Raw genomic sequence first — 23,609 nt, forward strand, 5'->3', positions numbered from 1 at the left:
TGCCTCAGTATGCGCCCGCGGGTACCCCAGTCACAGCGCCCGTCCACGGAGGCTGTTCGAGCGCCCGCCCGCCCGGCCCCGTCTCACACCCCGAAATGCGCCCGCAACCGCCCCTGCGCCCCCTCGCTCGCCCCCACTCCGTCGAGCCCGAGCAGGGCCGCGCCGAGGACGGGGCTGGCCGTGACCACCTGCGGGATCGCCTTGGGGGCCCGGTCGGCCAGCAAGTTATGGATCATGGTGTCCAGTTGGGGGTGCTCGGCCGCCAGGACGCCGCCGCCCAGGAGGACCGGCGTCGGTTCGTCCACGAGGTCGAGGCGGGTGAGGGCCACCACGGCCATGGAGACCACCTCCTCGGCCTGACGGTCGACGATCATGCGGGCGATGGTGTCGCCGTCCGCCGCCGTCGCGAAGAGGACCGGCGTCAGTTCGTGGCGGCGGGATTGCGCTACCTGGCCCAGGTGCAGCGCCTCGATGAGCGCGTACATGGAGGGGAGACCGAAGTGGGCGGGGAGGGTCCGGGACAGGGCTGTGGCAGGCCCGCGGCCGTCCTCCGCACGTGACGCATTCCACATCGCCTCCTCCGAGAGGCCCCAGCCGCCGCCCCAGTCGCCCGAGACCCTGCCGAGGGCCGGGAAACGGGCCGTGCGGCCGTCGGGGTGCATGCCCACACAGTTGATGCCGGCGCCGCAGACGACGGCGACGCCCCGGGGTTCCGTCACCCCCGCGCGCAGGATCGCGAACGTGTCGTTGCGGACCGTCACGGTGGTGCCCCAGGCGCGTGCGTGCAGCGCCGTCGCCAACTGGTCCTCCTCGACGGGGAAGTCGGCGTTGGCGAGGCATGCCGAGACGTGTGTGACGGAGGTGAGGCCTGCGGTGGTGAGGGCCTGGGTGACCGTGTCGGCGAGGGTGTTCATGGCAGTGTCCAGGCCTACTGCGGGTGGGCGGAAGCCGGCCCCGCGTGCCGTGGCCAGGACTTCTCCGTCCGCCGTCACGATCGCCACGTCCGTCTTGCTGTTGCCGGCGTCGATGGCGAGGACGGATGCGGTCAGGCCCACGCGAGGTGCTCCCGGTTGTGTGCGATCAGCCGGTCCGTGAGCGCCTCGGCGTACTCGTACTGGCCGATGAGGGGGTGGGAGAGGAGGGCCTGGAAGACGCGCGTGCGGCCGCCGTGCAGGGCCGCCTCCAGGGCCAGGTGCTCGTACGCCGTCACATTCGCCATCAGGCCCGCGTAGAGGGGGTCCACCGGGGCGACGGGGAGGGGGGACGCGCCCTTGGCGCCCACCGCGGCCTGCACCTCGATCACTGCGTCGTCGGGGAGGAAGGGAAGCGTGCCCCGGTTGTACGTGTTCACCACCTGGTACGGCGTGCCGCCACCGCCCAGCAGGGCCGCCGCCAGGTCCACCGCCGCCTCCGAGTAGTAGGCACCGCCCCGCTTGGCGAGCAGCTCCGGCTTCTCGTCCAGGGCCGGGTCCGCGTACATCGTCAGCAGCTCCCGTTCCATCGCCGCCACTTCGGCCGCTCGCGACGGTTTCGTCCGCAGTTCTCGTACGACCTCGTCGTGCGCGTAGTAGTAGCGCAGGTAGTACGACGGGATCACGCCCAGATTGTTCAGCAGAGCGCGTGGGAGGCGCAGGTCGCTCGCGATCGTGTCGCCGTGGTCCGTCAGGAGTCCGGGCAGGACGTCTTCGGCTTCGGGGCCGCCGACGCGTACTCCCGTCTCCCAGGTGAGGTGGTTGAGGCCCACGTGGTCCAGGTGGACCTCCGGGGGCTCCACGCCCAGCAGGGCCGCGAACTTGCGCTGGAGGCCGATCGCCACGTTGCACAGGCCGACCGCCTTGTGGCCCGCCTCGAGCAGGGCGCGGGTCACGATGCCGACCGGGTTCGTGAAGTCGATGATCCAGGCGTCCGGGTTCGTGCGGCGTACCCGGTCCGCGATGTCGAGGACGACCGGGACCGTGCGCAGGGCCTTGGCAAGGCCGCCGGCGCCGGTGGTCTCCTGGCCCACGCAGCCGCAGTCGAGGGGCCAGGTCTCGTCCTGTTCGCGGGCCGCCTGGCCGCCCACGCGGAGCTGGAGGAGGACCGCGTCCGCGCCGTCCACCGCCCGGTCGAGGTCGGTCGTGGTGGTGATGCGGCCGGAGTGGTCCTGGCGGGCGAAGATGCGGCGGGACAGCCCGCCGACCAGGGCCAGGCGGTCTTCCGCCGGGTCCATCAGGACCAGTTCCTCGATGGGCAGGGTGTCCCTGAGGCGGGCGAAGCCGTCCACGAGTTCGGGGGTGTAGGTCGAGCCTCCGCCGACCACGGTGAGTTTCATGTGCGTCTAACCCTTTACTCCGGTGAGCGTGACACCCTCTACAAACGCCTTCTGGGCGAAGAAGAACACGAGGATCACGGGGGCCATGACCAGCACGGTGGCGGCCATGGTGAGGTTCCAGTCGGTGTGGTGGGCGCCCTTGAACGACTCCAGGCCGTAGGAGAGCGTCCAGGCGCCCGGGCTCTCCGAGGCGTAGATCTGGGGGCCGAAGTAGTCGTTCCACGCGTAGAAGAACTGGAAGAGGGCCACAGCGGCTATGCCCGGTTTCGCCATCGGGAGAACGACCTTGAGCAGGGTGCGCAGCTCGCCGCAGCCGTCGACCCTCGCCGCGTCCAGGTACTCGTCGGGGATCGTGGTGAGGAACTGGCGCAGCAGGAAGATCGAGAACGCGTCGCCGAACGCCATGGGGATGATCAGCGGCCAGAGCGTGCCGGACAGGTCCAGCTGCTTCGCCCAGAACAGGTACATCGGGATGATGACGACCTGCGGCGGCAGCATCATCATCGAGATGACCAGCATCAACGCCAGATTGCGGCCCCGGAAGCGGAACTTGGCCAGGGCGTAGGCCACCGGGATCGAGGAGATCACCGTGAGGGCCGTGCCCAGGAACGCGTAGAAGAGGGTGTTCCGCCACCAGGTGAGGAAGCCCGGGGTGTCGAAGACCCTTCGGTAGTTGTCCCACTCCCAGGTGTGCGGGATCAGGTCGCGGCTGAGCGCCTGGGAGTCGCTCATGAGCGAGGTGAGGAAGACGAAGACGAAGGGGAGGGTGAAGAAGAGGGCGGCGGCGATGCCCAGGGAGTGGATCGCGATCCATTCCAGCAACGCCCTCCGGTGGGCCGTGCGTTCCGCGGGGGAAGGCGGCGCCTTCAGATCCAGGGGTCTGTCGAGCAGTTGCGTCATCGGTCACCTGCGGTGATCAGGCCGCCCCTGCGGCGCATCAGGAGTGCGGTGAAGGCCATGGAGAGGGCGAAGAGGACCAGGGCCACCACACAGGCGGAGCCGTAGTCGAAGCGCTGGAAGCCCAGGTTGTAGACGAGTTGGGGGAGGGTGAGGGTGGACTTGTCCGGGTAGCCGGGCTCGAACTGCGTTCCCGCGCCCTGGATCACGCCCGAGGCGACCTTTCCGGCGATCAGCGGCTGTGTGTAGTACTGCATCGTCTGGATCACGCCGGTGACCACCGCGAACATGACGATCGGCGAGATGTTCGGGAGCGTGACATAGCGGAAGCGCTGCCAGGGCGTCGCGCCGTCCAGTTCGGCCGCCTCGTACTGCTCCCTCGGTACGTCGAGCAGTGCGGCCATGAAGATGACCATCAGGTCGCCGATGCCCCACAGGGCCAGCAGGGTGAGGGCCGGCTTCGACCACGTGGGGTCGTTGAACCAGCCGGGGGTGGGGAGCCCGGCCTTCTCCAGGAGGGAGTTGACCGGGCCGGTGCCGGGGTTGAGGAGGAACGCGAAGGCCATGGTGGCCGCCACGGGCGGGGCCAGGTAGGGGAGGTAGAAGAGGGTGCGGAAAACGCCTGTCCCTGTCCTGATCTTGGTGATCAGCAGGCCCACGCCCAGGCCGAAGGCGACCCGGAGCGTGACCATGATGACGACCAGCCACAGGGTGTTGCGCAGGGCGGGCCAGAAGAAGGGATAGTGCTCGAAGACGTACGTCCAGTTCTTCGTGCCCGTCCAGGCCGGCGGCTTGAAGCCGTCGTAGTGCATGAAGGAGAAGTAGACGGTGGAGAGCAGGGGGTAGGCGAAGAAGACCGTGAAGCCGATCAGCCAGGGGGCGAGGAAGGCGAGGGTGCGTAGCGTCGAGCGGCGGTGTTTCGCCCGCAACGTATAGGTGCTCATGGCTACTTCGCCTGCGCGATGTCCGTGTCGATCTGCGCGGCCGTCTTCTTCAGGCCGGCCTTGAGGTCGGTCGCCTTGCCGCTTTCGTAGTCGTAGCCGAACTCCTGGACCGTGGCGAGGTAGACACCGCCGTTGACGGAGGCGGGGGCCGTGGTGGAGTTCGGGTTGGCGGCGATCTCCAGGAACGTCTTGAAGCGCGGGTCGTACTTCAGCTTCGGGGACTTCAGCGCCGCGAGCGTCGACGGGACGTTGTGGATGGCGTTGGAGAAGCTCACCACCGCGTCCGTGTTCGTGGTCATGTACTTCACCAGCTCCCAGGCCGCGTTCTGCTTCTCGCTGGTCGCCGCGATACCGGCGATGGTGCCGGTGATGTAGCCCTTGCCGTACTGGTCGGCCTGGTCGTCGGGGACGGGCAGCGGGGCCACGCCGATGTCGAACTTCGGCTTGGTGTCCAGGGCCATGCCCAGGCGCCACTCGCCGTCGAGCTGCATGGCGACCTGGCCGGTGTGGAAGGGGTGCTTGGGGCCCCACTCGTCGCCGAGCTTGGAGCGGTAGGTCTCCAGCTTGCGGTAGCCGCCGAGTTCGTCGACCAGCTTCTTCTGGACCGTGAACGCGGCCTCGAAAGCCGGGTCCTTGGCGACGTTCGACTTGCCGTCCTTGTCGAAGTACGTGGGGGAGAACTGGCCGAGGTAGTGCTCGGTGGTGGTCTCCCAGCCGTGGTAGTTCGGCATGAAGCCGAGCTGCTCGTAGGTGTCGCCCTGGGTGATCGTCAGCTTCTTGGCGACCCGCTCGAACTCGGACCAGGTCTTCGGCGGGCTGGTGATACCGGCCTTCTTGAACGCCGTCTTGTTGTAGTAGAGGCCGTACGCGTCGCCGAGGAGGGGGACCGCGCAGCGGTTTCCGTCGAACTGGGTGTACTCGTTCATCGCCTTCGGGAAGGTCCTCTCCGGGTCGACGCCGGACTTCTCGAAGAACGGGTTGAGGTCCACCAGGGCGCCGGAGGAACAGAACTTTCCGACGCTGTTCGTCGTGAAGGACGAGATCACGTCCGGGGCCTTGGCACCGCCGGTGCGCAGGGCCTGGTTCATCTTGTCGTCGGTCATGTTGCCGACGACGTTGACGTGGATGTTGGGGTGCGCCTTCTCGAAGCCGGTGACCAGGTCCTTGACGGCCTTCACCTCGGCGGGCGCGCTCCAGGCGTGCCAGAAGTTGATGGTCGTGTCCTTCGAGGCGTCGTCGCTCGCGGCGGAGTCCGACTGTCCCGTGCACGCGGTGGCGAGGAGGGCGAGGGAGGCGGAGGCGGCGAGAGCGAAGGTCGTTTTTCTGTGCATTCCGGGCATGGCAGAGCTCCCTGAGGTACGGGGGAAGGAGGGGAAGGAAGGGGAAATACCGGGAGGGGGGTGGAGTCAGCGGGAGGTGTCGAAGACCTCGTCGCGCGTCGTCGCGAGCGCGCTCTCCAGCGCGCCGCGCAGCACGGGGTGTTCACGGACGTCGCCCACGACCAGGCGGGGGCGTGACGCGGCCAGTTCCTCCAGCTCGGCCTGGACGAGGGCGCGCAGAGTCTCGCCGCCCGAGGTGAGGGACGTGCCGCTCAGCACGACGAGTTCGGGGTCGAGGACCGAGACGAGGGAGGCCAGGCCGGTGGCCAGCCGGGTCGCGTAGGTCTGGAGGAGGTGGCGATGGGGTGCGTCGTCGGTCTCCGCTGCCCGGGCCACCAGGTGTGCGGCGGCCTCGGCGTACGAGGCCGGGGGGATGTCCTCGATGCCGAGTTCGCGGGCCAGCCGGGGAACGGCCTGGGAGCCGGCCAGCTCCTGGTAGCCGCCGCTGTTGGCCTTGGTGACCTGGCGGACCAGGGGGGTGCCCGGCACCGGCAGGAAGCCGACCTCGCCGGCGCCGCCGCTCCAGCCGCGGTGCAGTCGGCCGCCGAGGACCAGGGCGGCGCCCAGGCCCTCCTGGTTCCACAGCAGCACGAAGTCCGCGTGGCCCCGGGCCGCGCCGAGCCGCTGCTCGGCGAGCGCGACCAGGTTGACGTCGTTCTCGTACTCGAACGGCATCGGCAGGGCGGCGGCGAGCTCGTCCAGCAGCGTGGGGGAGTGCCAGCCGGGGAGGTGGGAGGCGTAGCGCAGGCGGCCGGTGGTGGGGTCGAAGGCGCCGGGGGTGCCGATCACGAGGCGGTGGATGTCGTCCCGGGCGAGGCCCGCCGCCTTCACCGCGCCGTCCAGGGCGTCGGTGACCTGCTGGACGACCGGGGTGCCGGTGCGCCTGCCGGGGGTGGGCAGTTCGTGCCGGCCGACCGTGCGGCCGGTGATGTCGGCGACCGCGGCGAGGATCCGCTGGGGGGTGACGTCGAGCCCGGCGGCGTGACCGGCGGCCGGGTTGACCTCGTAGAGCTGGGCGTTCGGGCCCGGCCGGCCTTCGGTGGTGCCGGTGGCCAGGACGAGGCCCGCCGCCTCCAGGCGGGCCAGGAGCTGGGAGGCGGTCGGCTTGGACAGGCCGGTGAGCTTGCCGATCCGTGTACGGGACAGCTGTCCGTGCTCCAGCAGCAGGTCGAGGGCGGCCCGGTCGTTCATGGCGCGCAGGACGCGTGGGGTGCCCGGCGTGCCGGCGGTTCCTGCCATGCGTGTCCACACCTGCCCTTCGGCTGCTCAGCTTCTCAGTGATCAGGCGGGGAAGTCCATCGGACGATCGGCGTCGGCGGGACCCTCGGATCACTGTTAGGAAAGTTTCCTATCGGTGGGGAGGAAGGTAAGCCCGGTGCCGCGCGGGCGTCAATAGGGGACGCCCTGCCGTTATCCGGACATGCGAAAGGGCGGCACCCGGCCGATCCGGATGCCGCCCTGCCGGGAGGCCGCTGCTTCCGCTACTTCGGGTACTTCGTGGTCCTCGTCTTCCGCTACTTCGTGGTGCTCGTCGGCGCCGCGGGAGCGAGCGGGGACGCCGCCGCCGACTGCGGAGACGTGGCGTTCGCGTACACCGACGGAGCCGCCATTCCCGCCGTCGGATCGGCGAGCTGCTCCTCCGTCGGGGCCGTGGCGCCGCCGACGATCCGGATGCCCGCCGCGTCGAAGGCCCGCTTGATGCGCCAGCGCAGCTCGCGCTCCACGGTCAGGGACTTGCCGGGCATCGTCTTGGCCGAGACACGCACGACCATGGAGTCCAGCAGGACGCTGTCCAGGCCGAGGACCTCGATCGGGCCCCACAGCAGCTCGTTCCAGGGCTCCTCGGCGCCCATCTTCTCGGCGACCTCGTCGAGCGTGGCCTTGACCCTGTCCAGGTCCTCACCGGAGTGGACCGTGACGTCGACGTTGGCGGTGGCCCAGCCCTGGGAGAGGTTGCCGATGCGCTTGACCTCGCCGTTGCGGACGTACCAGATCTCGCCGCCGTCGCCGCGCAGCTTGGTCACGCGCAGGCCCACCTCGATCACCTCGCCGGAGGCGACGCCCGCGTCGATCGTGTCGCCGACGCCGTACTGGTCCTCCAGGATCATGAAGACACCGGACAGGAAGTCCGTGACCAGGTTGCGGGCGCCGAAGCCGATCGCCACACCGGCGACACCGGCCGAGGCCAGCAGCGGGGCGAGGTTGATCTGGAAGGTGCCCAGGATCATCAGCGCGGCCGTGCCGACGATCAGGAACGACGCCACCGAGCGCAGCACCGAGCCGATGGCCTGCGAACGCTGGCGCCGGCGTTCGACGTTGACCAGCAGTCCGCCGATCGCGCCGCCGTCCAAGGACGGGACGTTCCGGTTCATGCGGTCAATCAGCTTGGTGATCGCCCGTCGTACGACGACCCTCAGCACCACCGCTATCACCACGATGAGCAGCACCCGCAGGCCGATCGCCAGCCACGTCGACCAGTTCTGCTCGATCCAGCCGGCGGCGTTCGTCGCCTTCTCCTGGGCGTCCTCGAGCGAGGGCACTCTCGGGCTCTGTGAATCCGAGGGGGTCGGCGACGGCGTGGGGCCGGCGGCCATCAGAACGGCGTCCGCAGGGGACATGGACACGGCGGGTACCTCCAGGTGCAGCGGTCTGCCCCGGTGGGTGGTTCGGGGGTCAAGGTCACGACTGGGTCACCAATGGGGCAGAACCACCACACTAACGGGGCATTGTGTGTGCTCCCTCGGAATGTGTGAAGGAGAGACCGTGCTCACCTGGGCTTGAACAGGCCATGATCTGGGGGATGAATCAGATGTGGTCGAAAACACTCCCAGCCCGTTACCGGGACATGGTGGCGCTTCCACCAGGCATGAGGAGAGACTGACTACGAATCGTCCCGGCGCGAGCCACGCGCCGCCGGCGTCCAAGGAGGCATCCGTGCCGCATGTCCTGGTCCTCAACGCGTCGTACGAGCCGCTAGGTGTCGTACCGCTCCGCCGCGCGCTCGTCCTCGTCCTCGAGAACAAGGCCGTATGCCTCGAGGAGTCCGGCGCCTTTCTGCACAGCGCGACCGTCACAGTCCCCGCACCCAGCGTGGTCCGGCTCAAGCGATTCGTCCGGGTTCCCTATCGGGGGCCCGTTCCACTGACCCGCCGGGCACTGTTCGCCCGTGACGGGGGCCGGTGCATGTACTGCGGTGGCGTCGCAACCAGCGTCGACCACGTCATCCCGCGCAGCCGCGGGGGCAAACACGTCTGGGACAACGTGGTGGCGTCCTGCCGCCGCTGCAACCACGTGAAGGCCGACCGACATCTCTTCGAGATCGGCTGGCGGCTGCGCCACAAACCCGCCCCGCCCTCCGGCCTGGCCTGGCGCATCATCGGGACCGGCCACAGGGACCCGCGCTGGTTGCCGTACTTGCAGCCGTACGGCGCGGAGGACGCCATGGCCCGGATCGACGGCATTCCTGCCTGACGACGATCCGGGCTTTCGTATTGCCGCGTGCGGCCGGCTGACCGGCCCGGGGAACCCCCCGTTCCCACGGGCCGGCCTGTCATGAGGAGGCGCCTGCGCGTACCGAACTCGGTGCGGCGCAGCTCGGTCAGTCGCTTCTCGGGCAGTTCCTCCAGACGCCGTCCGTCGTACGTCACCGAGCCCTCGTCCGGGCGGACGATCCCGGCGAGGCAGTGCAGCGGCGTCGACTTCCCGCTGCCGCTCGTGCCGGTCACGGCGAGGATCTCGCCGGGGCGCAGTTCGACCGAGGCACCGCGCAGGGCGGGTGTCCTGCCGTGCGCCTTGGTGAGGCCACGGGCCGTGATCGAGAGGCTGAGGCTCCCCCGGGATCACTCCGTGATGGCGTACGCCTCCGCCGACCACAGCGAATACCCGAACCGCGTGGCCCGCTTCTCGCCCTGGACGCGTACGAAACGCACGTCCCGCTCGTCCATGCGGACGCTCTCCCGGCCGCCCCGGCTGTCCCGTACCGTCGCCGCCGTGCGCCAGCGGCGGCCGTCCGCCGACACCTGGACGCGGTACGCCGAGGGGTGGGCGTCCTGCCAGCGCAGCGCGACCTGGCCGAGCCGCGCCGGGCGGGGGAGCTCGACCTGCCACCAGGCGCCGTCGTCGACCGGGGACGACCAGCGCGTGTCCGGGTCGCCGTCGTTCGCCGCCGACGCCGGGAAGTCGGGCGTCTCGTCGCCCGAGGAGCGCGCCGTGCCGGTGCGGGCCAGGTCGGGGCCGCCGGTGGGCGGGAAGGCGCGGACGGTGAGCGTGCGGGTCGCTCCCGCGAAGCCCAGCCGGATGTCGTACGACCGGATCGGCGTGCCGCGCGCGACGGTCACCTCGACCGGGACCTCCACGGTCGAGCCGCGCCGCACGGTGAGCTCGCCCTTCGGCGCCCGGACCCGCACGCCCTCGGGCGCCTCGACGGTGAGCCTGCCGCGGGCGTCGGCGGGTCGCAGCGAGCCCAGCCCGGCCGTCAGCCGCAGGACCCGGCCGGTCTCCGCGTCCACCTCGTCGCGCTCCAGCTCCAGGGAGGTGGCGGGGGAGTCCGTGAACCAGGGAACGAGGTGGCGCACACGGGCCGGAGCGGGTCCGACGACCCGCACGGCGTCCATCGGCGTGCCGGCCCGCGCCCCTCTCGCGCCCGAGCCGGCGGTGCGGTCGGTGTCCTGCCGGTTCTGTCCCGGCACGGGCCCGTCCGTGCCGCCTGGACCGGGGGCTCGGTCGGCGTGCCGCTCTTTCTGCCCCGGCGCCGGCCCGTCCGTCCCGCCTGGACCGGCGGCCCGGCCGGCGTCCCGCTCTTTCTGCCCCGGCATCGGCCCGTCCGTCCCACTCGAGCCGGCGGTGCGGTCGGTGTCCTGCCGGTTTCGCCCCGGCACGGGCCCGTCCGTGCCGCCTGGGCCGGGGGCTCGGTCGGCGTGCCGCTCTTTCTGTCCCGGCGCCGGCCCGTCCGTGCCGCCTGGGCCGGGGGGCCGGCCGGCGTCCCGCTCGTTCTGTCCCGGCGTCCGCGCCTCGCCCGGGCCTGAACCGGCGGTCCCATCGGCGTCCTGGCCGCCGGCGGTCCCGTCGGCGTCCTGGCCCTGCACCCGCACCTCGGTCGCGCCCGACCCCGAGAGCCGGCCGATCGGGCGCCAGCCCTCGCCCGGGACGTGGGCCTCGACCGTGCCCTCGGTGCCCGGGTCGGTGAGGACCGTCACGGCTGTCAGCGGGCGGGGGCGGGGGAAGTGCAGGGTGCGGCCGTCCGACGGGTCGCCGGGGTTGGGGGGCGGCTCGTGGTCGATGCCGGCCCAGGACGCGTACGCCTTCTGTGCCCGCCGCAGGAAGGGGTCCAGGACGTCCGTGCCGACCTCGACCCGCGCCGACTCCAGCCCGGCCCGCAGGGCGCCCAGCCTGCGGTACGCCGTCCAGGCCGCCGCCGTGTCCCCGGCGCGCTGCGCGTCCAGCATGTCGAGCGCGGCCGTACCCGCCTCGCCGTAGCCGGCCAGCTGCTCGGACCAGGGGGCGACCTCGGAGGCGAGGGCGGTGTCCGAGAGCCGCCGGGGCAGCTCGCGCAGGACGGTGAAGGCCTCGCGCAGCCGCCGCGCGGCGTCGCCGCCCGCCGCACGGTCCCGCCAGTACGCCTCGGTCAGCGGGCGCAGATACGCCGACTCCTCGTCGTCCAGCACCGACGACGCGTCGTTCCCCGCGAGCGCCGCCAGGGCCTGCTCGCGCCGCCGGTCCCCGCCCGCCAGGTCGGCGATCGCCGCGCGCCAGGACTCCCTGGGGCTGTATGCACGCGGGTTCCACGCGTAGTCGGCGGCGGTGAACAGCGGGATGCGGGACGCCTCCGGCTGCTGCATCGCGTTGGCGAGCAGGGCGGCGGAGCCGGTCGCGACGGCCGGCTCACGGCCCTGATAGGGGCCGAGGAAGATACGGCCGGGGTCGTAGTCGTTGACCGGGTAGTTGTCCATCGTGACCAGCGGGTGCCCGAGCGCCTCCCGCGCGTCGGCCAGTTCCCCGCCCGTGATGGTGCGGGGCACCACCCCGACGCCCGTCCACGCCACCTCGACACCCCTGTCCAGCTCGCTCGCCAGCGCCCGCCGGTAGTCGGTCGTGCCGTCCTCGTAGTACTCGGTCGGCATCAGGGACAGACCGGCGGCGCCGGGGTGCCGCTCCGCCAGGTGCCGGGCCACCGCGTTCGCCACCCGGGACTGGGCACGCGCCGCCGCCCGTGGGCCGGAGCCGAACCGGTCGGCGTCCGCGCCGCAGTGCCACTCGCTGTAGCTGACGTCCTGGAACTGGAGCTGGAAGGCCCGGAAGCCCAGTGCCCACATCGCGTCGAGCTTGCGCGTCAGCGCCCGCACGTCGGCGTCCGAGGAGAAGCACATCGCCTGCCCCGGGGCCACCGCCCAGCCGAGCTGCACGTGGTTGCCGCGGGCCCGCTCGGCCAGCTCCCGGAACTGGGCCCGCTGCTTCGCCGGGTACGGCTCACGCCAGCGGGCCTGCCGGTAGAGGTCGTCGCCGGGGGCGTACAGGTAACGGTTCTGCTTGGTGCGCCCCATGAAGCCGACCTGCGCCATCCGCTGCCGGTGCGTCCACGCGGTGCCGTAGAAACCCTCGGTGATGCCGCGTACGGCGGTGCCGGGCCAGTCGCGTACGACGGCCGCCGTGATCGTCCCGTCGGGGCGCAGCAGCTGCCGCAGTGTCTGCACGGCGTGGAACAGTCCGTCCTCGCCGGTTCCGGTGAGGGAGACGCCGCCCCGGCCGACGGCCAGCTCGTACCCCCCTGAGGGGAGGGCGTGGCGGTCGTTCCGGCGGGCGGGCTCCGTCCCGGCCCGCACGACCAGGGCACCGGGCCCGGCGGAGTCCGTGACGCGGCGGGCCCCGGCCTGTCGCAGCAGCGCGCGCAGGGCCTCGACGGCGTGGGGATCCGCCGACGGGTCCGTGAGCAGCGCGACCTCGTCGGTGACCGCGACCGGGTCGCCGTTCGCGCGCAGCGACTGCGGGCGCGGCCAGACGGAGAGGTCGGCTCCGGCCGTGCCGGGAGTCGGTGTCGCGGTCGTGCCGGGGGCGGGCGGAGCCGCCACCACGGCGGGCGGGGCGCCGAGGCTTCCGGCGACGACGGCGACCGCGAGGGCGACCGCCCGCTTCCCACGCCGCAGTCCCACAGGCCCCCTCCAGGTGTGTCCGACCGGAACGACGAGCCCACCACCCGCCCCGTGAAGGTGTCAACGAGAGTGGCCGTTGTGACCGATTTACCGGAATCCTGACAGAGTAGAGGGGAGTGGAATGTGAGCAGCAGCACGATGTTCGGCCTGGGACGTCTGTCATCGCGTCGACTGGGTAGGGCTGCGATAACCATCGAAAGTTGAACCGACAAGCCCGTAACAAGGAGGCCCCCGTGGCTGCGATGACTTTCCTTCCGCTCCCGGCCCCGTCCAAACCCGTGGCGGACACGTCCGCCGACCTCGACCCCCACTATGACGATCCGCGTTACGAAGACCCCCACTACTGCGTCTTCAGCTCCGAGAACACCTGCGCCGAGCCCCCGCTCACCAGCGAGCCGCCGCTCCCCGACGCCGAGCCCCTCACCAGCGAGCCGCCGCTCGCCGAATCCGCCCCGCTGACCAGCGAGCCCTCCGCCTTCATCCCGGACTTCCCAGGCATCTAGGGGCCCAGATGACCGCACCGCGGCCGGCCGAACCGCCCTCCGAGGACCTGTCCCGCCTCGCCGAGCTGCACGGCGTCGCGACCTCTTACAGCCCGTCCCCGGACCGTACGGTCGCGGCCTCGGCCACCGCGGTCACCCTGACCCTGGCCGCTCTCGGCGTGGACGCGAGCACGCCCGGCGCCGTCCGCGCCGCGCTCGCCGCCCGGGAGCGGGAACAGGGCGCACGACTGCTGCCGCCCACGGTGGTCGGCTGGGGCACCAGCCCCCCGGCCGCCCTGGTGGCGCTCCCCGAGGGAACCCTGCTGCGCATCGAGACCGAGCAGGGCGAGACACGCGCCTCGGCCGAGCAGCTCCCGCCCGGCGTCCACCGGCTGACCGCCACTGCCCCCGACGGCCGCACCGCGGACGCCCACCTGATCATCGCCCCGGCCCGCCTGCCCACGCCCCCGGGACGCTCGTACGGACTGCTCGTCCAGCTCTACTCCCTCCTCTCCCGCCGCTCCTGGGGCATGGGCGACCTCGGCGACCTCGGCGAACTGGCCGGCTGGGCCGGGCGGTCGCTCGGCGCCGGGTTCGTCCAGGTCAACCCGCTGCACGCGGCCGTGCCCGGCGCCCCCACCGACCCCTCCCCGTACCGGCCCTCCTCGCGCCGCTTCCCCGACCCCGTGCACCTGCGGATCGAGGACGTCCCCGAGTCCGCGTACGTCGAGGACCCCGAGCGGCTGCGCGCGCTGCTGGAGAGATCCGGCAGGCTGCGCGAAGCGGTGCTGGAGAAGGGCGCGCTGATCGACCGGGACGCCGTGTGGGAGCTCAAGCGAGAGGCGCTCGAGCTGCTGTGCGAGGTGCCGCTCGGTCCCGGCAGACGCGCCGCCTACTGCGACTTCCTCGCCGAGCAGGGCCAGGCCCTGGAGGACCACGCCACCTGGTGCGCGCTCGCCGAGGTGCACGGCCCGGACTGGCACCGCTGGCCGACCGGCCTGCGCGACCCGCGCTCGCCCGACACCGTCCGCGCCCGCAACGGCCTGCTGGAGCGGGTGGACTTCTGGTCCCGGCTCGCCTGGCTCACCGACACCCAGCTGACCGCCGCGCAGCGCGCCGGCCTCGAGGCCGGGATGCCGGTCGGGATCGTGCACGACCTCGCGGTCGGCGTCCACCCCGGCGGCGCCGACGCCTGGGCACAGCAGGAGTACTTCGCCGCCGGCATGTCGGTGGGCGCGCCCCCGGACGCCTTCAACGCGCGCGGCCAGGACTGGGGCCTGCCGCCCTGGCGCCCCGACCGCCTCGCCGACTCGGGCTACGCCCCGTTCCGCGAGCTGCTGCGGGCCCTGTTCCGCTACGCCGGAGCGCTGCGCATCGACCACGTCATGGGCCTGTTCCGGCTGTGGTGGGTACCGCAGGGCCGGCCGCCGACGGAGGGCACCTACGTCCGCTACGACGCCGAGGCCATGCTCGCCGTCCTCGTCCTGGAGGCCTCGCGGGCCGGGGCGCCGGTGATCGGCGAGGACCTGGGCACCGTGGAACCCGGCGTCCGCGAGGCGCTGCGCGAGCGCGGGGTGCTCGGCACGTCCGTGCTGTGGTTCGAACGCGACTGGGAGGGCGACGGCCGTCCCCTGCCCCCCGACCGCTGGCGCGCCGACTGCCTGGCCACCGCCACGACCCACGACCTGCCCTCCACGGCCGCCCGCCTCACCGGCGAACACGTCGAACTCCGCGACAGCCTCGGCCTGCTCGCCCGCCCGCTCGAGGAGGAGCGCGCCGAGGCCGCCGCCGACACCGGCGAGTGGCTGTCCCTGCTCGCCCGCCTCGGCCTGCTGCAGGGCACCGGCGGCGGCACCGACACCTCCTCGGAGGAGGCCGAGATCCAGGCCGTCCACCGCTTCCTGATGCGCACCCCGGCCCGCATGGCCGGCGTCTGGCTCCCGGACGGAGTCGGCGACCGCCGCCCGCAGAACCTCCCGGGCACGTGGGACCAGTACCCGAACTGGAGGCTCCCGATCGCGGACGCGGGGGGCCGCCCCGTGACGCTGGAGGAACTGGCGGCGTCGCCCCGACTGCATGCCCTCGTCGAGGTGTTGCGGGAACCGGCCGGCCCGTCCGGCGGCTGAGGGTGACTCTTACGGCACCCCGGGCGCGCGGCCCGAAGCGGCGTTGGATACTTTTGACACCGTGGACAAGAAGAACGCCCTGCGCGCCGGCGCCCTGGCAGCCGGTACGACGCTCATGATGCTGCTCATGTCGTCCCCCGCCTCCGCGCTCAGCCGCGACGACGGTGACGACCCCGGTCCGGGCCTGAGCGTCATCGAGACGCTGGGCCTCTTCGTCGTGGCCCCCATCGTGCTGTACCTGGTCATCCACGGTCTGGTGATGATCGGCGACAAGACGCACAAGCAGAAGGACACGACCAGCTCCAACATCAACACCAAGGCCAAGGCCGAGGCCGAGGCCGGCTCCAAGGCCTGATCAGGGGCGTTGTGGAGGGGGAGTCACCGCCCGGCTGCCCCCTCCGTCCCCGCCAGCAGTTCCCGCAGCAGGCCGGCCAGTTGGCCGGCCTGTTTCTCGTCGAGGCCGGACAGGGCCTCCGTCTGGACGGTCAGCCCCGCGACGGCCGCCTCGTCGATGAGGCGCAGCCCCTCCTCGGTGAGCGTCACCTGTAGGCCCCGCCGGTCGTGCGGATCGGGGGAGCGGCGCAGGAGCCCGGCCCGCTCCAGCTTGTCCAGGCGGCCGGTCATCCCGCCCGTGGTGAGCATCAGCGTCTCCGACAGCCGGCGCGGTGAGAGCGTGTAGGGCTCGCCGGAGCGGCGCAGGGTCGCCAGGACGTCGAACTCGCCGCGCGAGATCCCGAACCGCCCGTAGGCGTGCTCCAGGCGGTCTCCCATCGCGCGTGCGAGCCGGGAGACCCGGCCGAAGACCTCCATCGCCCGGGTGTCGAGCTCGGGCCGGACCGTCCCCCACTGGTCGATGATCGCGTCGACAGGGTCCCTGCGCTGCGGGTCCTTGCGCTGCTCGGGGCGTTCGTTCATGGCACGAGTATCGGCCGCCTATCGGTCACCCGCAAGAAAGTAGCTTGACGGAAAGTTGCTTAGAGCTAAGCTACTTTCTACCGACCTACTTCGAAGGGTGCCTCCCATGGCCTCCTCCCGCCCCGCCCTCATCGCCCTCATCGCCCTCACCGCCCTCGCTCCCGTCTCCTGGGGCACGACCTACGCGGTCACCACCGAGTTCCTCCCGGCCGACCGCCCCCTGTTCACCGGACTGATGCGCGCCCTGCCCGCCGGTCTGCTGCTGCTCGCCCTCGCCCGGGTGCTGCCGCGCGGTGCCTGGTGGGGGAAGGCGGCGGTGCTCGGCGCGCTGAACATCGGTGCGTTCTTCCCGCTGCTGTTCCTCTCCGCGTACCGGCTGCCCGGTGGCATGGCGGCGGTCGTCGGCTCCGCCGGGCCGCTGTTCGTGGCGGGCCTCTCGGCACTGCTGCTCGCGCAGCGGCCGACGGGGCGCACGCTGCTGACCGGGGCCGTGGCCGCCTTCGGCGTCAGCCTCGTCGTCCTGCGGGCGGCCGGGGCGCTGGACGGGCTCGGCCTGCTGGCGGCCCTCGCCGCCACCGTCTCCATGTCCGCCGGGACCGTCCTCACCCAGCGATGGGGGCGCCCCGCCGGCGTCTGCCCGCTCGCCCTCACCGGCTGGCAGCTGACCGCGGGAGGCCTGCTCATCGCGCCGCTCGCCTTCCTGGTCGAGGGCGCGCCGCCGGCGCTGGACGGCCGGGCGGCAGGCGGCTACCTCTACCTCGCCGTCGCGAACACGGCGGTCGCGTACTGGCTGTGGTTCCGCGGCATCGGCCGCCTCACCGCCACCCAGGTCACCTTCCTCGGCCCGCTCTCCCCGCTGACCGCGGCCGTCGTCGGCTGGGCGGCGCTGGGGCAGGCGCTGACGCCGGTGCAACTGGTGGGCATGGGGCTGGCGTTCGGGGCGACGGTGGCGGGGCAGTTCGGGGCTCGGAGCAAGGCGGCCCCGCGCACGTTCAGTTTCTCTGAGACGAACGGTCGGAAAGAGTCGATGGACGTGACGGACGGGGCGTTGCGACGGTAGACCACCGCGCTCACCGACCGGCGACAGAGAAAAGCGGAGGGGCGCCCGGCAGACCACCGGGCGCCCCCTGAGACAGTCGGCGACGGCTACTGCGCCGCCGCGTCCGCCTGCTGAGCCCGAAGCGCGCGCTCAACGCCCGCACGCGACTCCGAGACCAGACGCCGCAGGGACGCGTTCGGCGCCGCGGCGGTCAGCCAGGCGTCCGTCTTGTCCAGGGTCTGCTGGGAGACCTGGACGGTCGGGTAGAGGCCGACGGCGATCTGCTGGGCCATCTCGTGGGAGCGGGACTCCCAGATGTCCTTGACCACCTCGAAGTACCGGTCCGCGTACGGGGCGAGCACCTCACGCTGGTCGGTCTGGACGAAACCGCCGATGACCGCTTCCTGCACGGCGTTGGGCAGCTTGTCGGAGTCGACGACCGACGCCCACGCCTCCGCCTTGGCCTCCTCGGTCGGGCGGGACGCCCGGGCGGTGGCGGCGTGCCGTTCACCGGCGGCCGTACGGTCCCGGTCGTACTCGCCCGCGATCTCCGCCTCGTCGAACCGGCCGACCGCCGCGAGCCGCTGCACGAACGACCACCGCAGCTCCGTGTCGACGACCAGGCCCTCGACGGTCTGCGAGCCGTCCAGCAGCGCGTCCAGCACGTCCAGCTGCTCGGGCGTGCGGGCCGTCGCGGCGAACGCGCGCGCCCACGCCAGCTGGTGGTCGCTGCCCGGCGCCGCCGCCCGCAGATGGGCCAGCGTCGCGTCGGTCCAGCGGGCCAGCAGTGCCTCGCGGGCGGCAGGGTCGGCGTACAGGTCGATGGCCAGCTTCACCTGGCGCTGCAGCGACTGCACCACGCCGATGTCGGACTCCTTGCCGATGCCGGACAGCACCAGGGCGAGGTAGTCGCGGGTCGCGAGCTCGGCGTCGCGGGTCATGTCCCAGGCCGAAGCCCAGCAAAGGGCGCGCGGGAGGGAGGACTCGAAGTCGCCGAGGTGCTCCGTGACGACGGCCAGGGACTGCTCGTCCAGGCGGACCTTCGCGTACGACAGGTCGTCGTCGTTGAGCAGGATCACGGCCGGACGGCGCTTGCCCACCAGCTGCGGTACGGCGGTCAGCTCGCCGTCCACGTCCAGCTCGATGCGCTCCTCGCGCACCAGCTTGCCGCTGTCGTCGTCCAGTTCGTACAGGCCGACGGCGATCCGGTGCGGCCGCAGGGTGGGCTCGCCCTTCGCGCCCGCGGGCAGGGCCGGGGCCTCCTGGCGGATGGCGAAGGACGTGACGACGCCGTTCGCGTCCGTCTCGATCCGCGGGCGCAGGACGTTGATGCCGGCCGTCTCCAGCCACGCCTTCGACCACGCCTTCAGGTCACGCCCCGAGGTCTCCTCCAGGGCGCCCAGCAGGTCGGACAGGCGCGTGTTGCCGAACGCGTGCGCCTTGAAGTACGTCTGCACGCCCCGGAAGAACTCGTCCTCGCCGACGTACGCGACCAGCTGCTTCAGCACGCTCGCGCCCTTGGCGTACGTGATGCCGTCGAAGTTGACGAGCACGTCGTCCAGGTCGTTGATCTCGGCCATGATCGGGTGCGTCGACGGCAGCTGGTCCTGGCGGTACGCCCACGTCTTCATGGAGTTGGCGAAGGTGGTCCAGGAGCGCGGCCAGCGGGACTCGGGGTGGGCCGACTGGCAGGCGATCGACGTGTACGTGGCGAACGACTCGTTCAGCCACAGGTCGTTCCACCACTCCATCGTCACGAGGTCGCCGAACCACATGTGGGCCAGCTCGTGCAGGATGGTCTCCGCACGCACCTCGTACGCCGCGTCCGTCACCTTCGACCGGAACACGTACTGGTCCCGGATGGTCACCGCGCCCGCGTTCTCCATCGCGCCCGCGTTGAACTCCGGCACGAACAGCTGGTCGTACTTCTTGAACGGGTACGTGTAGTCGAACTTCTCCTGGAACCACTCGAAGCCCTGCCGGGTCACCTCGAAGATGGCGTCCGAGTCGAGGTACTCGGCGAGCGAGGGACGGCAGTAGATGCCGAGAGGGACGGACTGGCCGTCCTTCTCGTACACGCTGTGCACGGAGTGGTACGGGCCGACGATCAGCGCCGTGATGTACGACGAGATGCGCGGCGTCGGCTCGAACACCCAGACGTTGTCCTGGGGCTCCGGGGTGGGCGAGTTGGAGATGACGGTCCAGCCCTCCGGCGCCCTCACGGTGAACTGGAAGGTCGCCTTCAGGTCCGGCTGCTCGAAGCTCGCGAACACCCTGCGGGCGTCCGGGACCTCGAACTGGGTGTAGAGGTAGGCCTGGTCGTCGACCGGGTCGACGAACCGGTGCAGGCCCTCGCCGGTGTTGGTGTACGCGCAGTCGGCGACCACCCGGAGGATGTTGCGGCCCTGGAGCAGGCCGGGCAGGGCGATCCGGGAGTCCGCGAAGACCTCGGCCGGGTCGAGGGAGTCCCCGTTCAGGGTCACCTCGTGCACCGCCGGGGCGACGAGGTCGATGAACGACTCGGCACCGTTCTCGGCGGTCACATCGAAGCGCACCGTGGTCACGGACCGGTAGGTGCCGCCCTCCTGCGCGCCGGAGAGATCGAGTTCGATCTCGTACGAGTCAACGGCGAGCAGCTGCGCCCGCTGCTGCGCCTCTTCGCGGGTCAGGTTTGTGCCAGGCACGCGGTCATCTCCTCGTTATGGGTGGGTTGCGCCATCTTTCCACGGCAGCTTCGCATCGGGCGACGACCTGGGCGTCTCTAGGGATACCCCTCGGGCGGCGAGGGTGTGGGCGAACTCCCGTACCGCCGCCGTCTCCCCGTCCCGGTGCCGCACCAAACCGGCGGCCGTACCGGCGGTCGTAAGGGCCGGGCACCCCGGGGGAGGGCGACGTCCGGAATCCGCCAGCGCTCCGGGCCCGCGCGAGCGAGCCTGAGGAGTATGAAGACGACCTACAGCGCACTGCCCATCGCCCCGCAGGCCCTGAAGGACCTCCGCACGACGGACGACGCGGGCCGCCCCACCACCCCGTTCACCGACGCCGAGGGCGGAGTACCGCTCCGCTGCTGTCTGCGCCGCGGCGAACCGGGCGAACGCATCGCCCTGGTCTCCTACGCTCCGCTGCGCCGCTGGGCGTCGGAGCGGGACGTCGACCCGGGCGCCTATGACGAACAGGGCCCGGTCTTCATCCACGCCGAGGAGTGCGCGGGGCCGGACACCGACGCCCTGCCCTTCACCAACAGCCACCGCACGGTCCGCCGCTACTCCGCCGAGGGGCACATCCTGGGCGGCCGGCACGTCGAGGACCCCGCCGACTTCGACGAGGCCTTCACGGAAGCATTCGACGACCCGGCCGTGGCGCTCGTCCACGTCCGGGCCGTCGAGTACGGCTGCTTCCTCTACGAGGTGCGCAGGGACTAGCCCTTCAGCTCCGCCGCCACCAGCTCCGCGATCTGGATCGCGTTCAGGGCCGCGCCCTTGCGGAGGTTGTCGTTGGAGAGGAAGAGGGCCAGGCCGTTGTCCACCGTCTCGTCACGGCGGATGCGGCCGACGTAGGAGGGGTCCTGGCCGGCGGCCTGGAGGGGGGTGGGGATGTCGGTGACGACGACGCCCGGGGCGTCCGCCAGCAGCTCCGTCGCCCGCTCGGGGGAGATCGGGCGGGCGAAGCGGGCGTTGACCTGGAGGGAGTGGCCGGAGAAGACCGGGACGCGCACGCAGGTGCCGGAGACCTTCAGCTCGGGGATCTCCAGGATCTTGCGGGACTCGTTGCGGAGCTTCTGCTCCTCGTCGGTCTCGTTCAGGCCGTCGTCGACGATGTTGCCCGCGAGCGGCAGCACGTTGAAGGCGATGGGGCGCTTGTAGACGTCCGGCTCGGGGAAGTCGACCGCCTCACCGTCGTGGGTGAGCTTGTCGGCGTCGGCGACGACCTTCTGCGTCTGTCCGTGCAGCTCGGCCACGCCCGCGAGACCGGAGCCGGAGACCGCCTGGTACGTGGCGACGACCAGGGCTTCCAGACCCGCCTCGTCGTGCAGCGGACGCAGGACCGGCATCGCGGCCATCGTCGTGCAGTTCGGGTTGGCGATGATGCCCTTGGGGCGGTCCTTGATCGCGTGCGGGTTCACCTCGGAGACGACCAGGGGCACCTCGGGGTGCTTGCGCCACGCGGAGGAGTTGTCGATCACGACCGCGCCCTGGGAGGCGACCTTTTCGGCCAGCGCCTTGGACGTGGCACCGCCCGCGGAGAACAGGACGATGTCGAGGCCGGTGTAGTCGGCGGTCGCCGCGTCCTCCACCGTCACGCCGTCCAGCTCCGAGCCCGCCGAGCGGGCCGAGGCGAACAGGCGCAGCTCGGTGACCGGGAAGTTCCGCTCCTTGAGGATCCTGCGCATGACCGTGCCCACCTGTCCGGTGGCTCCGACGATTCCGACCCTCACGGTGACTCCCTCTCCTGCGTTCTCTTCACATGCTCGTTGCTTGGCCGAGGCTTTTCCATCATGCGGCCGACCACGGCCCACCTGTCCACTTCTTTCCCCGGACTGTCCGGAGAGTGGGACGACGCGTCCCACTCTTTGGTTGCGGGCCTGCGGTATCAACCGCTCTGAGCTGGAGAAATTTCGTTCGACAGGGGTCGTGCGCCGCAAGCTCACCTGCCCCTCCCTTCCTCCGCCACACGGGAGTGTGACGTATACCTCGATAGCCCTGACCGAAAAAAGAGCCGAACGTTCCGGGCCGAACCGGCGTCGTAGGAGAAACACCGCGAGGGAGGGGGTGGCTTGTGCTGCTGCGCGGAAGGGCCCGGCGGGGCCGGGAGACGCCGCAGGACGGTGCCGGCGACGATCCGCTGAGCGCGGCTGATCCTCTGGACGCGGCACAGGAACGCCGGGTGCGGGCGGTGCTCGCGCTGGGCGGGGTGCCGCAGGCGGACCTGCCGGACGGGGTGCAGCAGGTCCGCCTGCGGCTGCTGGAGCGGGCCGCGACCGGGCGGGAGGCGCCGCGGGACGTTTCGGCGTGGGCGGCGGTCGTAGCCTCCAACCTGGCCATGGACTGGCACCGGGCCAAGCGCCGCCAGGAGCGGCTCGGGGAGCGGCTGGCCGCCCTGCGCCAGCCGGCGCATCCCTCCGGCGAGGACAGCAGCGTGCTGTCCGTGGCCGTCGCGCAGGGCCTGGACGAGCTGCCCGACGCCCAGCGTCAGGTCGTCGTTCTGCGCTTCTACGCCGATCTGCCGGTGCGGTCCATCGCCGAGCAGCTCGGCGTCCCGGAGGGCACGGTCAAGAGCAGGTTGCACACGGCGGTACGGGCTCTGCGCGCCCGCCTGCACGAGGACGAGGTGGTGTGACGTGACCGCCCGGAACGAGAACAACGAGAACGCTGACGCCCGGCGTGACGGTAGTGGCGGTTGTGGCGGTGGCGAGTACGACGGCATGGACGCGCTGATGGCGGCGCTCGTCGGCGGCCCCGTACCGGAGGGCGCCCGGCAGGACGCCGGCTACATGGCGGCCCACCGCGCGGCCGTGACCGACGTCGCGCTGCTGCGGGAGCAGCTCACGCTGATGGGGGACACGCTGGCGCGCGGCGACGGGGCCCAGCTGGAGGCCGGCGTCGGCGCCGGGACCGAGGCCGGGGCGCAGGCTCGGGCGGATGCGGGGGATCCGGCGGAAGCCGGGGACCCGGGGGAAGCGGGAGAACCGGCGGGGCGAACCCCGGCGGCAGGGCCGTCAGCGGGCCCGGGGGCTGCCGCGCACGCCGCCGGGCCGGGGGCGGCCGCCGACCCGTCGGTGAGGGTGCTGCCGGTGAGGCCGCGGGGGGCCGCGCCGCGGCGCAACCGTCCCCGGCCCCTGTCCCTCGCCCTGCGTGGCTTCGTCGCCGCCGCGGCCGCCACTGTCGTCGTGGGCATGGGCTGGCTCGTCGTGCAGGGCGGTGCCGGTTCCGGGGACGACTCGGCGGGGAGCTCGGCCGCCGATTCCGCGGCGAGGCCGCAGCACGGCAGTGAGGACGCCAAGCTCGGTCACGCCGGCTACCTGGCCTGCGCCCGGCTCGTCGTCGAGGGCACCGTCGCCGGGGTCGAACCGGTCCCCGGCACCGGACAGGACCGCGTCACCCTCGACGTGGAGCGCTCCTACAAGCCCGCCAAGGGCCAGGAGCGGGTGGTCTTCCCGATGAGCGAGGACGTCGACCCCAGGCTGCGGCCGGGCGACCACGTCCTCGTCGGGATCACGGGCGCGCAGGCCCAACCGGACCTGTGGAGCGTCGGGGAGAAGGAGATCGCCCGCGAACGGGCCTGGATCACCGCCGCCCTGCCCGAGTCGCGCACGATCCCCTGCCCGTAGACGCTCATGAAGAAGGGCGGGCGCCCGCACGGACGCCCGCCCA

The 23,609-nt window shown here is 71.9% G+C and carries 19 protein-coding genes and 1 pseudogene; 8 read left to right on the forward strand and 12 right to left on the reverse strand.

Annotated elements, in window-relative coordinates; genetic code table 11:
• Window positions 1-83: 83 nt before the first annotated feature.
• The 7 genes from OG542_RS26380 to OG542_RS26410 all read right to left on the reverse strand — a co-directional run bounded on the left by OG542_RS26380 (window position 84) and on the right by OG542_RS26410 (window position 8,149).
• Window positions 84-1,055 carry an N-acetylglucosamine kinase gene (locus OG542_RS26380; RefSeq protein WP_328413916.1) on the reverse strand — a complete coding sequence of 324 codons (972 nt, stop codon included), beginning with the start codon at window positions 1,053-1,055 and terminating at the stop codon, window positions 84-86.
• Window positions 1,046-2,311: a 6-phospho-beta-glucosidase gene (locus tag OG542_RS26385; RefSeq protein ID WP_328413917.1), complete on the reverse strand. Its 1,266-nt coding sequence runs from the start codon at window positions 2,309-2,311 to the stop codon at window positions 1,046-1,048. Before OG542_RS26385 ends, OG542_RS26380 begins: the two co-directional genes overlap by 10 nt.
• Window positions 2,312-2,317: 6 nt before the next feature.
• Window positions 2,318-3,211: a carbohydrate ABC transporter permease gene (locus OG542_RS26390; RefSeq protein WP_261682755.1), complete on the reverse strand. Its 894-nt coding sequence runs from the start codon at window positions 3,209-3,211 to the stop codon at window positions 2,318-2,320.
• Window positions 3,208-4,152, reverse strand: a complete 945-nt coding sequence (locus tag OG542_RS26395; RefSeq protein ID WP_328413918.1) for a carbohydrate ABC transporter permease — start codon at window positions 4,150-4,152, stop codon at window positions 3,208-3,210. Before OG542_RS26395 ends, OG542_RS26390 begins: the two co-directional genes overlap by 4 nt.
• Window positions 4,153-4,154: 2 nt before the next feature.
• A complete protein-coding gene (locus tag OG542_RS26400; protein WP_328413919.1) occupies window positions 4,155-5,492 on the reverse strand; it encodes an ABC transporter substrate-binding protein in 1,338 nt (445 codons plus the stop codon).
• A gap of 66 nt (window positions 5,493-5,558) precedes the next feature.
• Window positions 5,559-6,770: an ROK family transcriptional regulator gene (locus tag OG542_RS26405; protein WP_328413920.1), complete on the reverse strand. Its 1,212-nt coding sequence runs from the start codon at window positions 6,768-6,770 to the stop codon at window positions 5,559-5,561.
• Between the two features lie 275 nt (window positions 6,771-7,045).
• The gene (locus tag OG542_RS26410) at window positions 7,046-8,149 is read right to left on the reverse strand and encodes a mechanosensitive ion channel family protein (RefSeq protein WP_328418112.1); all 1,104 of its coding nucleotides are present in this window, start codon (window positions 8,147-8,149) and stop codon (window positions 7,046-7,048) included.
• Window positions 8,150-8,465: 316 nt separating this feature from the next.
• On the opposite strand from OG542_RS26410, the gene OG542_RS26415 reads away from it, so the two are divergent.
• Window positions 8,466-9,002: an HNH endonuclease gene (locus OG542_RS26415; RefSeq protein ID WP_189723698.1), complete on the forward strand. Its 537-nt coding sequence runs from the start codon at window positions 8,466-8,468 to the stop codon at window positions 9,000-9,002.
• Between the two features lie 101 nt (window positions 9,003-9,103).
• Here OG542_RS26415 and OG542_RS26420 read toward each other — a convergent pair.
• A pseudogene (locus OG542_RS26420) lies at window positions 9,104-9,346 on the reverse strand (ATP-binding cassette domain-containing protein); the annotation flags it as partial.
• Window positions 9,347-9,370: 24 nt separating this feature from the next.
• Window positions 9,371-12,676, reverse strand: a complete 3,306-nt coding sequence (locus OG542_RS26425; RefSeq protein ID WP_328413921.1) for a beta-N-acetylglucosaminidase domain-containing protein — start codon at window positions 12,674-12,676, stop codon at window positions 9,371-9,373.
• 233 nt (window positions 12,677-12,909) lie between these two features.
• On the opposite strand from OG542_RS26425, the gene OG542_RS26430 reads away from it, so the two are divergent.
• From OG542_RS26430 to OG542_RS26440, 3 genes are all read left to right on the forward strand, one after another.
• On the forward strand, window positions 12,910-13,179 hold the full coding sequence (locus tag OG542_RS26430) for a hypothetical protein (RefSeq protein WP_311125744.1): 270 nt from the start codon (window positions 12,910-12,912) through the stop codon (window positions 13,177-13,179).
• 8 nt (window positions 13,180-13,187) lie between these two features.
• Window positions 13,188-15,284 (forward strand): 4-alpha-glucanotransferase, encoded by a 2,097-nt coding sequence (gene malQ, locus OG542_RS26435; protein ID WP_328413922.1) that lies wholly within the window; start codon window positions 13,188-13,190, stop codon window positions 15,282-15,284.
• 61 nt (window positions 15,285-15,345) lie between these two features.
• A complete protein-coding gene (locus tag OG542_RS26440) occupies window positions 15,346-15,639 on the forward strand; it encodes a hypothetical protein (protein WP_193478122.1) in 294 nt (97 codons plus the stop codon).
• A 23-nt stretch (window positions 15,640-15,662) separates the two neighbouring features.
• On the opposite strand, the gene OG542_RS26445 is transcribed toward OG542_RS26440, so the two are convergent.
• The gene (locus OG542_RS26445; protein ID WP_193478121.1) at window positions 15,663-16,199 is read right to left on the reverse strand and encodes a MarR family winged helix-turn-helix transcriptional regulator; all 537 of its coding nucleotides are present in this window, start codon (window positions 16,197-16,199) and stop codon (window positions 15,663-15,665) included.
• 106 nt (window positions 16,200-16,305) lie between these two features.
• Here OG542_RS26445 and OG542_RS26450 point away from each other — a divergent pair, with 106 nt between their 5' ends.
• Complete coding sequence (locus OG542_RS26450; RefSeq protein ID WP_328413923.1) at window positions 16,306-17,259, forward strand: EamA family transporter; 954 nt, start codon at window positions 16,306-16,308, stop codon at window positions 17,257-17,259.
• An 86-nt stretch (window positions 17,260-17,345) separates the two neighbouring features.
• Here OG542_RS26450 and pepN read toward each other — a convergent pair whose 3' ends face one another.
• A complete protein-coding gene (gene pepN, locus OG542_RS26455) occupies window positions 17,346-19,922 on the reverse strand; it encodes an aminopeptidase N (protein ID WP_328413924.1) in 2,577 nt (858 codons plus the stop codon).
• 258 nt (window positions 19,923-20,180) lie between these two features.
• On the opposite strand from pepN, the gene OG542_RS26460 reads away from it, so the two are divergent.
• Window positions 20,181-20,660, forward strand: coding sequence for a DUF1203 domain-containing protein (locus tag OG542_RS26460; RefSeq protein ID WP_328413925.1), 480 nt, complete (start codon window positions 20,181-20,183; stop codon window positions 20,658-20,660).
• Here OG542_RS26460 and OG542_RS26465 read toward each other — a convergent pair.
• On the reverse strand, window positions 20,657-21,673 hold the full coding sequence (locus tag OG542_RS26465) for an aspartate-semialdehyde dehydrogenase (protein ID WP_193478117.1): 1,017 nt from the start codon (window positions 21,671-21,673) through the stop codon (window positions 20,657-20,659). The two genes, OG542_RS26460 and OG542_RS26465, sit on opposite strands and share 4 nt — an antisense overlap.
• A 344-nt stretch (window positions 21,674-22,017) precedes the next feature.
• On the opposite strand from OG542_RS26465, the gene OG542_RS26470 reads away from it, so the two are divergent.
• Both OG542_RS26470 and OG542_RS26475 read left to right on the forward strand, forming a co-directional pair.
• Window positions 22,018-22,575 (forward strand): sigma-70 family RNA polymerase sigma factor, encoded by a 558-nt coding sequence (locus tag OG542_RS26470; RefSeq protein ID WP_328418114.1) that lies wholly within the window; start codon window positions 22,018-22,020, stop codon window positions 22,573-22,575.
• A 1-nt stretch (window position 22,576) separates the two neighbouring features.
• Window positions 22,577-23,566: a hypothetical protein gene (locus tag OG542_RS26475; protein ID WP_328413926.1), complete on the forward strand. Its 990-nt coding sequence runs from the start codon at window positions 22,577-22,579 to the stop codon at window positions 23,564-23,566.
• Window positions 23,567-23,609 lie beyond the last annotated feature (43 nt).

The sequence above is a fragment of the Streptomyces violaceus genome (genome assembly GCF_036014075.1).
GTDB lineage: Bacteria > Actinomycetota > Actinomycetes > Streptomycetales > Streptomycetaceae > Streptomyces > Streptomyces violaceus.

Bases quoted from the DNA above. Each gene is read 5' to 3' on its own strand.
- OG542_RS26445 (WP_193478121.1), bottom strand. From the start codon at position 16,199: ATGAACGAACGCCCCGAGCAGCGCAAGGACCCGCAGCGCAGGGACCCT.
- OG542_RS26405 (WP_328413920.1), bottom strand. From the start codon at position 6,770: ATGGCAGGAACCGCCGGCACGCCGGGCACCCCACGCGTCCTGCGCGCC.
- OG542_RS26450 (WP_328413923.1), top strand. From the start codon at position 16,306: ATGGCCTCCTCCCGCCCCGCCCTCATCGCCCTCATCGCCCTCACCGCC.
- OG542_RS26390 (WP_261682755.1), bottom strand. From the start codon at position 3,211: ATGACGCAACTGCTCGACAGACCCCTGGATCTGAAGGCGCCGCCTTCC.
- OG542_RS26410 (WP_328418112.1), bottom strand. From the start codon at position 8,149: ATGTCCCCTGCGGACGCCGTTCTGATGGCCGCCGGCCCCACGCCGTCG.
- malQ (WP_328413922.1), top strand. From the start codon at position 13,188: ATGACCGCACCGCGGCCGGCCGAACCGCCCTCCGAGGACCTGTCCCGC.
- OG542_RS26460 (WP_328413925.1), top strand. From the start codon at position 20,181: ATGAAGACGACCTACAGCGCACTGCCCATCGCCCCGCAGGCCCTGAAG.
- OG542_RS26400 (WP_328413919.1), bottom strand. From the start codon at position 5,492: ATGCCCGGAATGCACAGAAAAACGACCTTCGCTCTCGCCGCCTCCGCC.
- OG542_RS26395 (WP_328413918.1), bottom strand. From the start codon at position 4,152: ATGAGCACCTATACGTTGCGGGCGAAACACCGCCGCTCGACGCTACGC.
- OG542_RS26385 (WP_328413917.1), bottom strand. From the start codon at position 2,311: ATGAAACTCACCGTGGTCGGCGGAGGCTCGACCTACACCCCCGAACTC.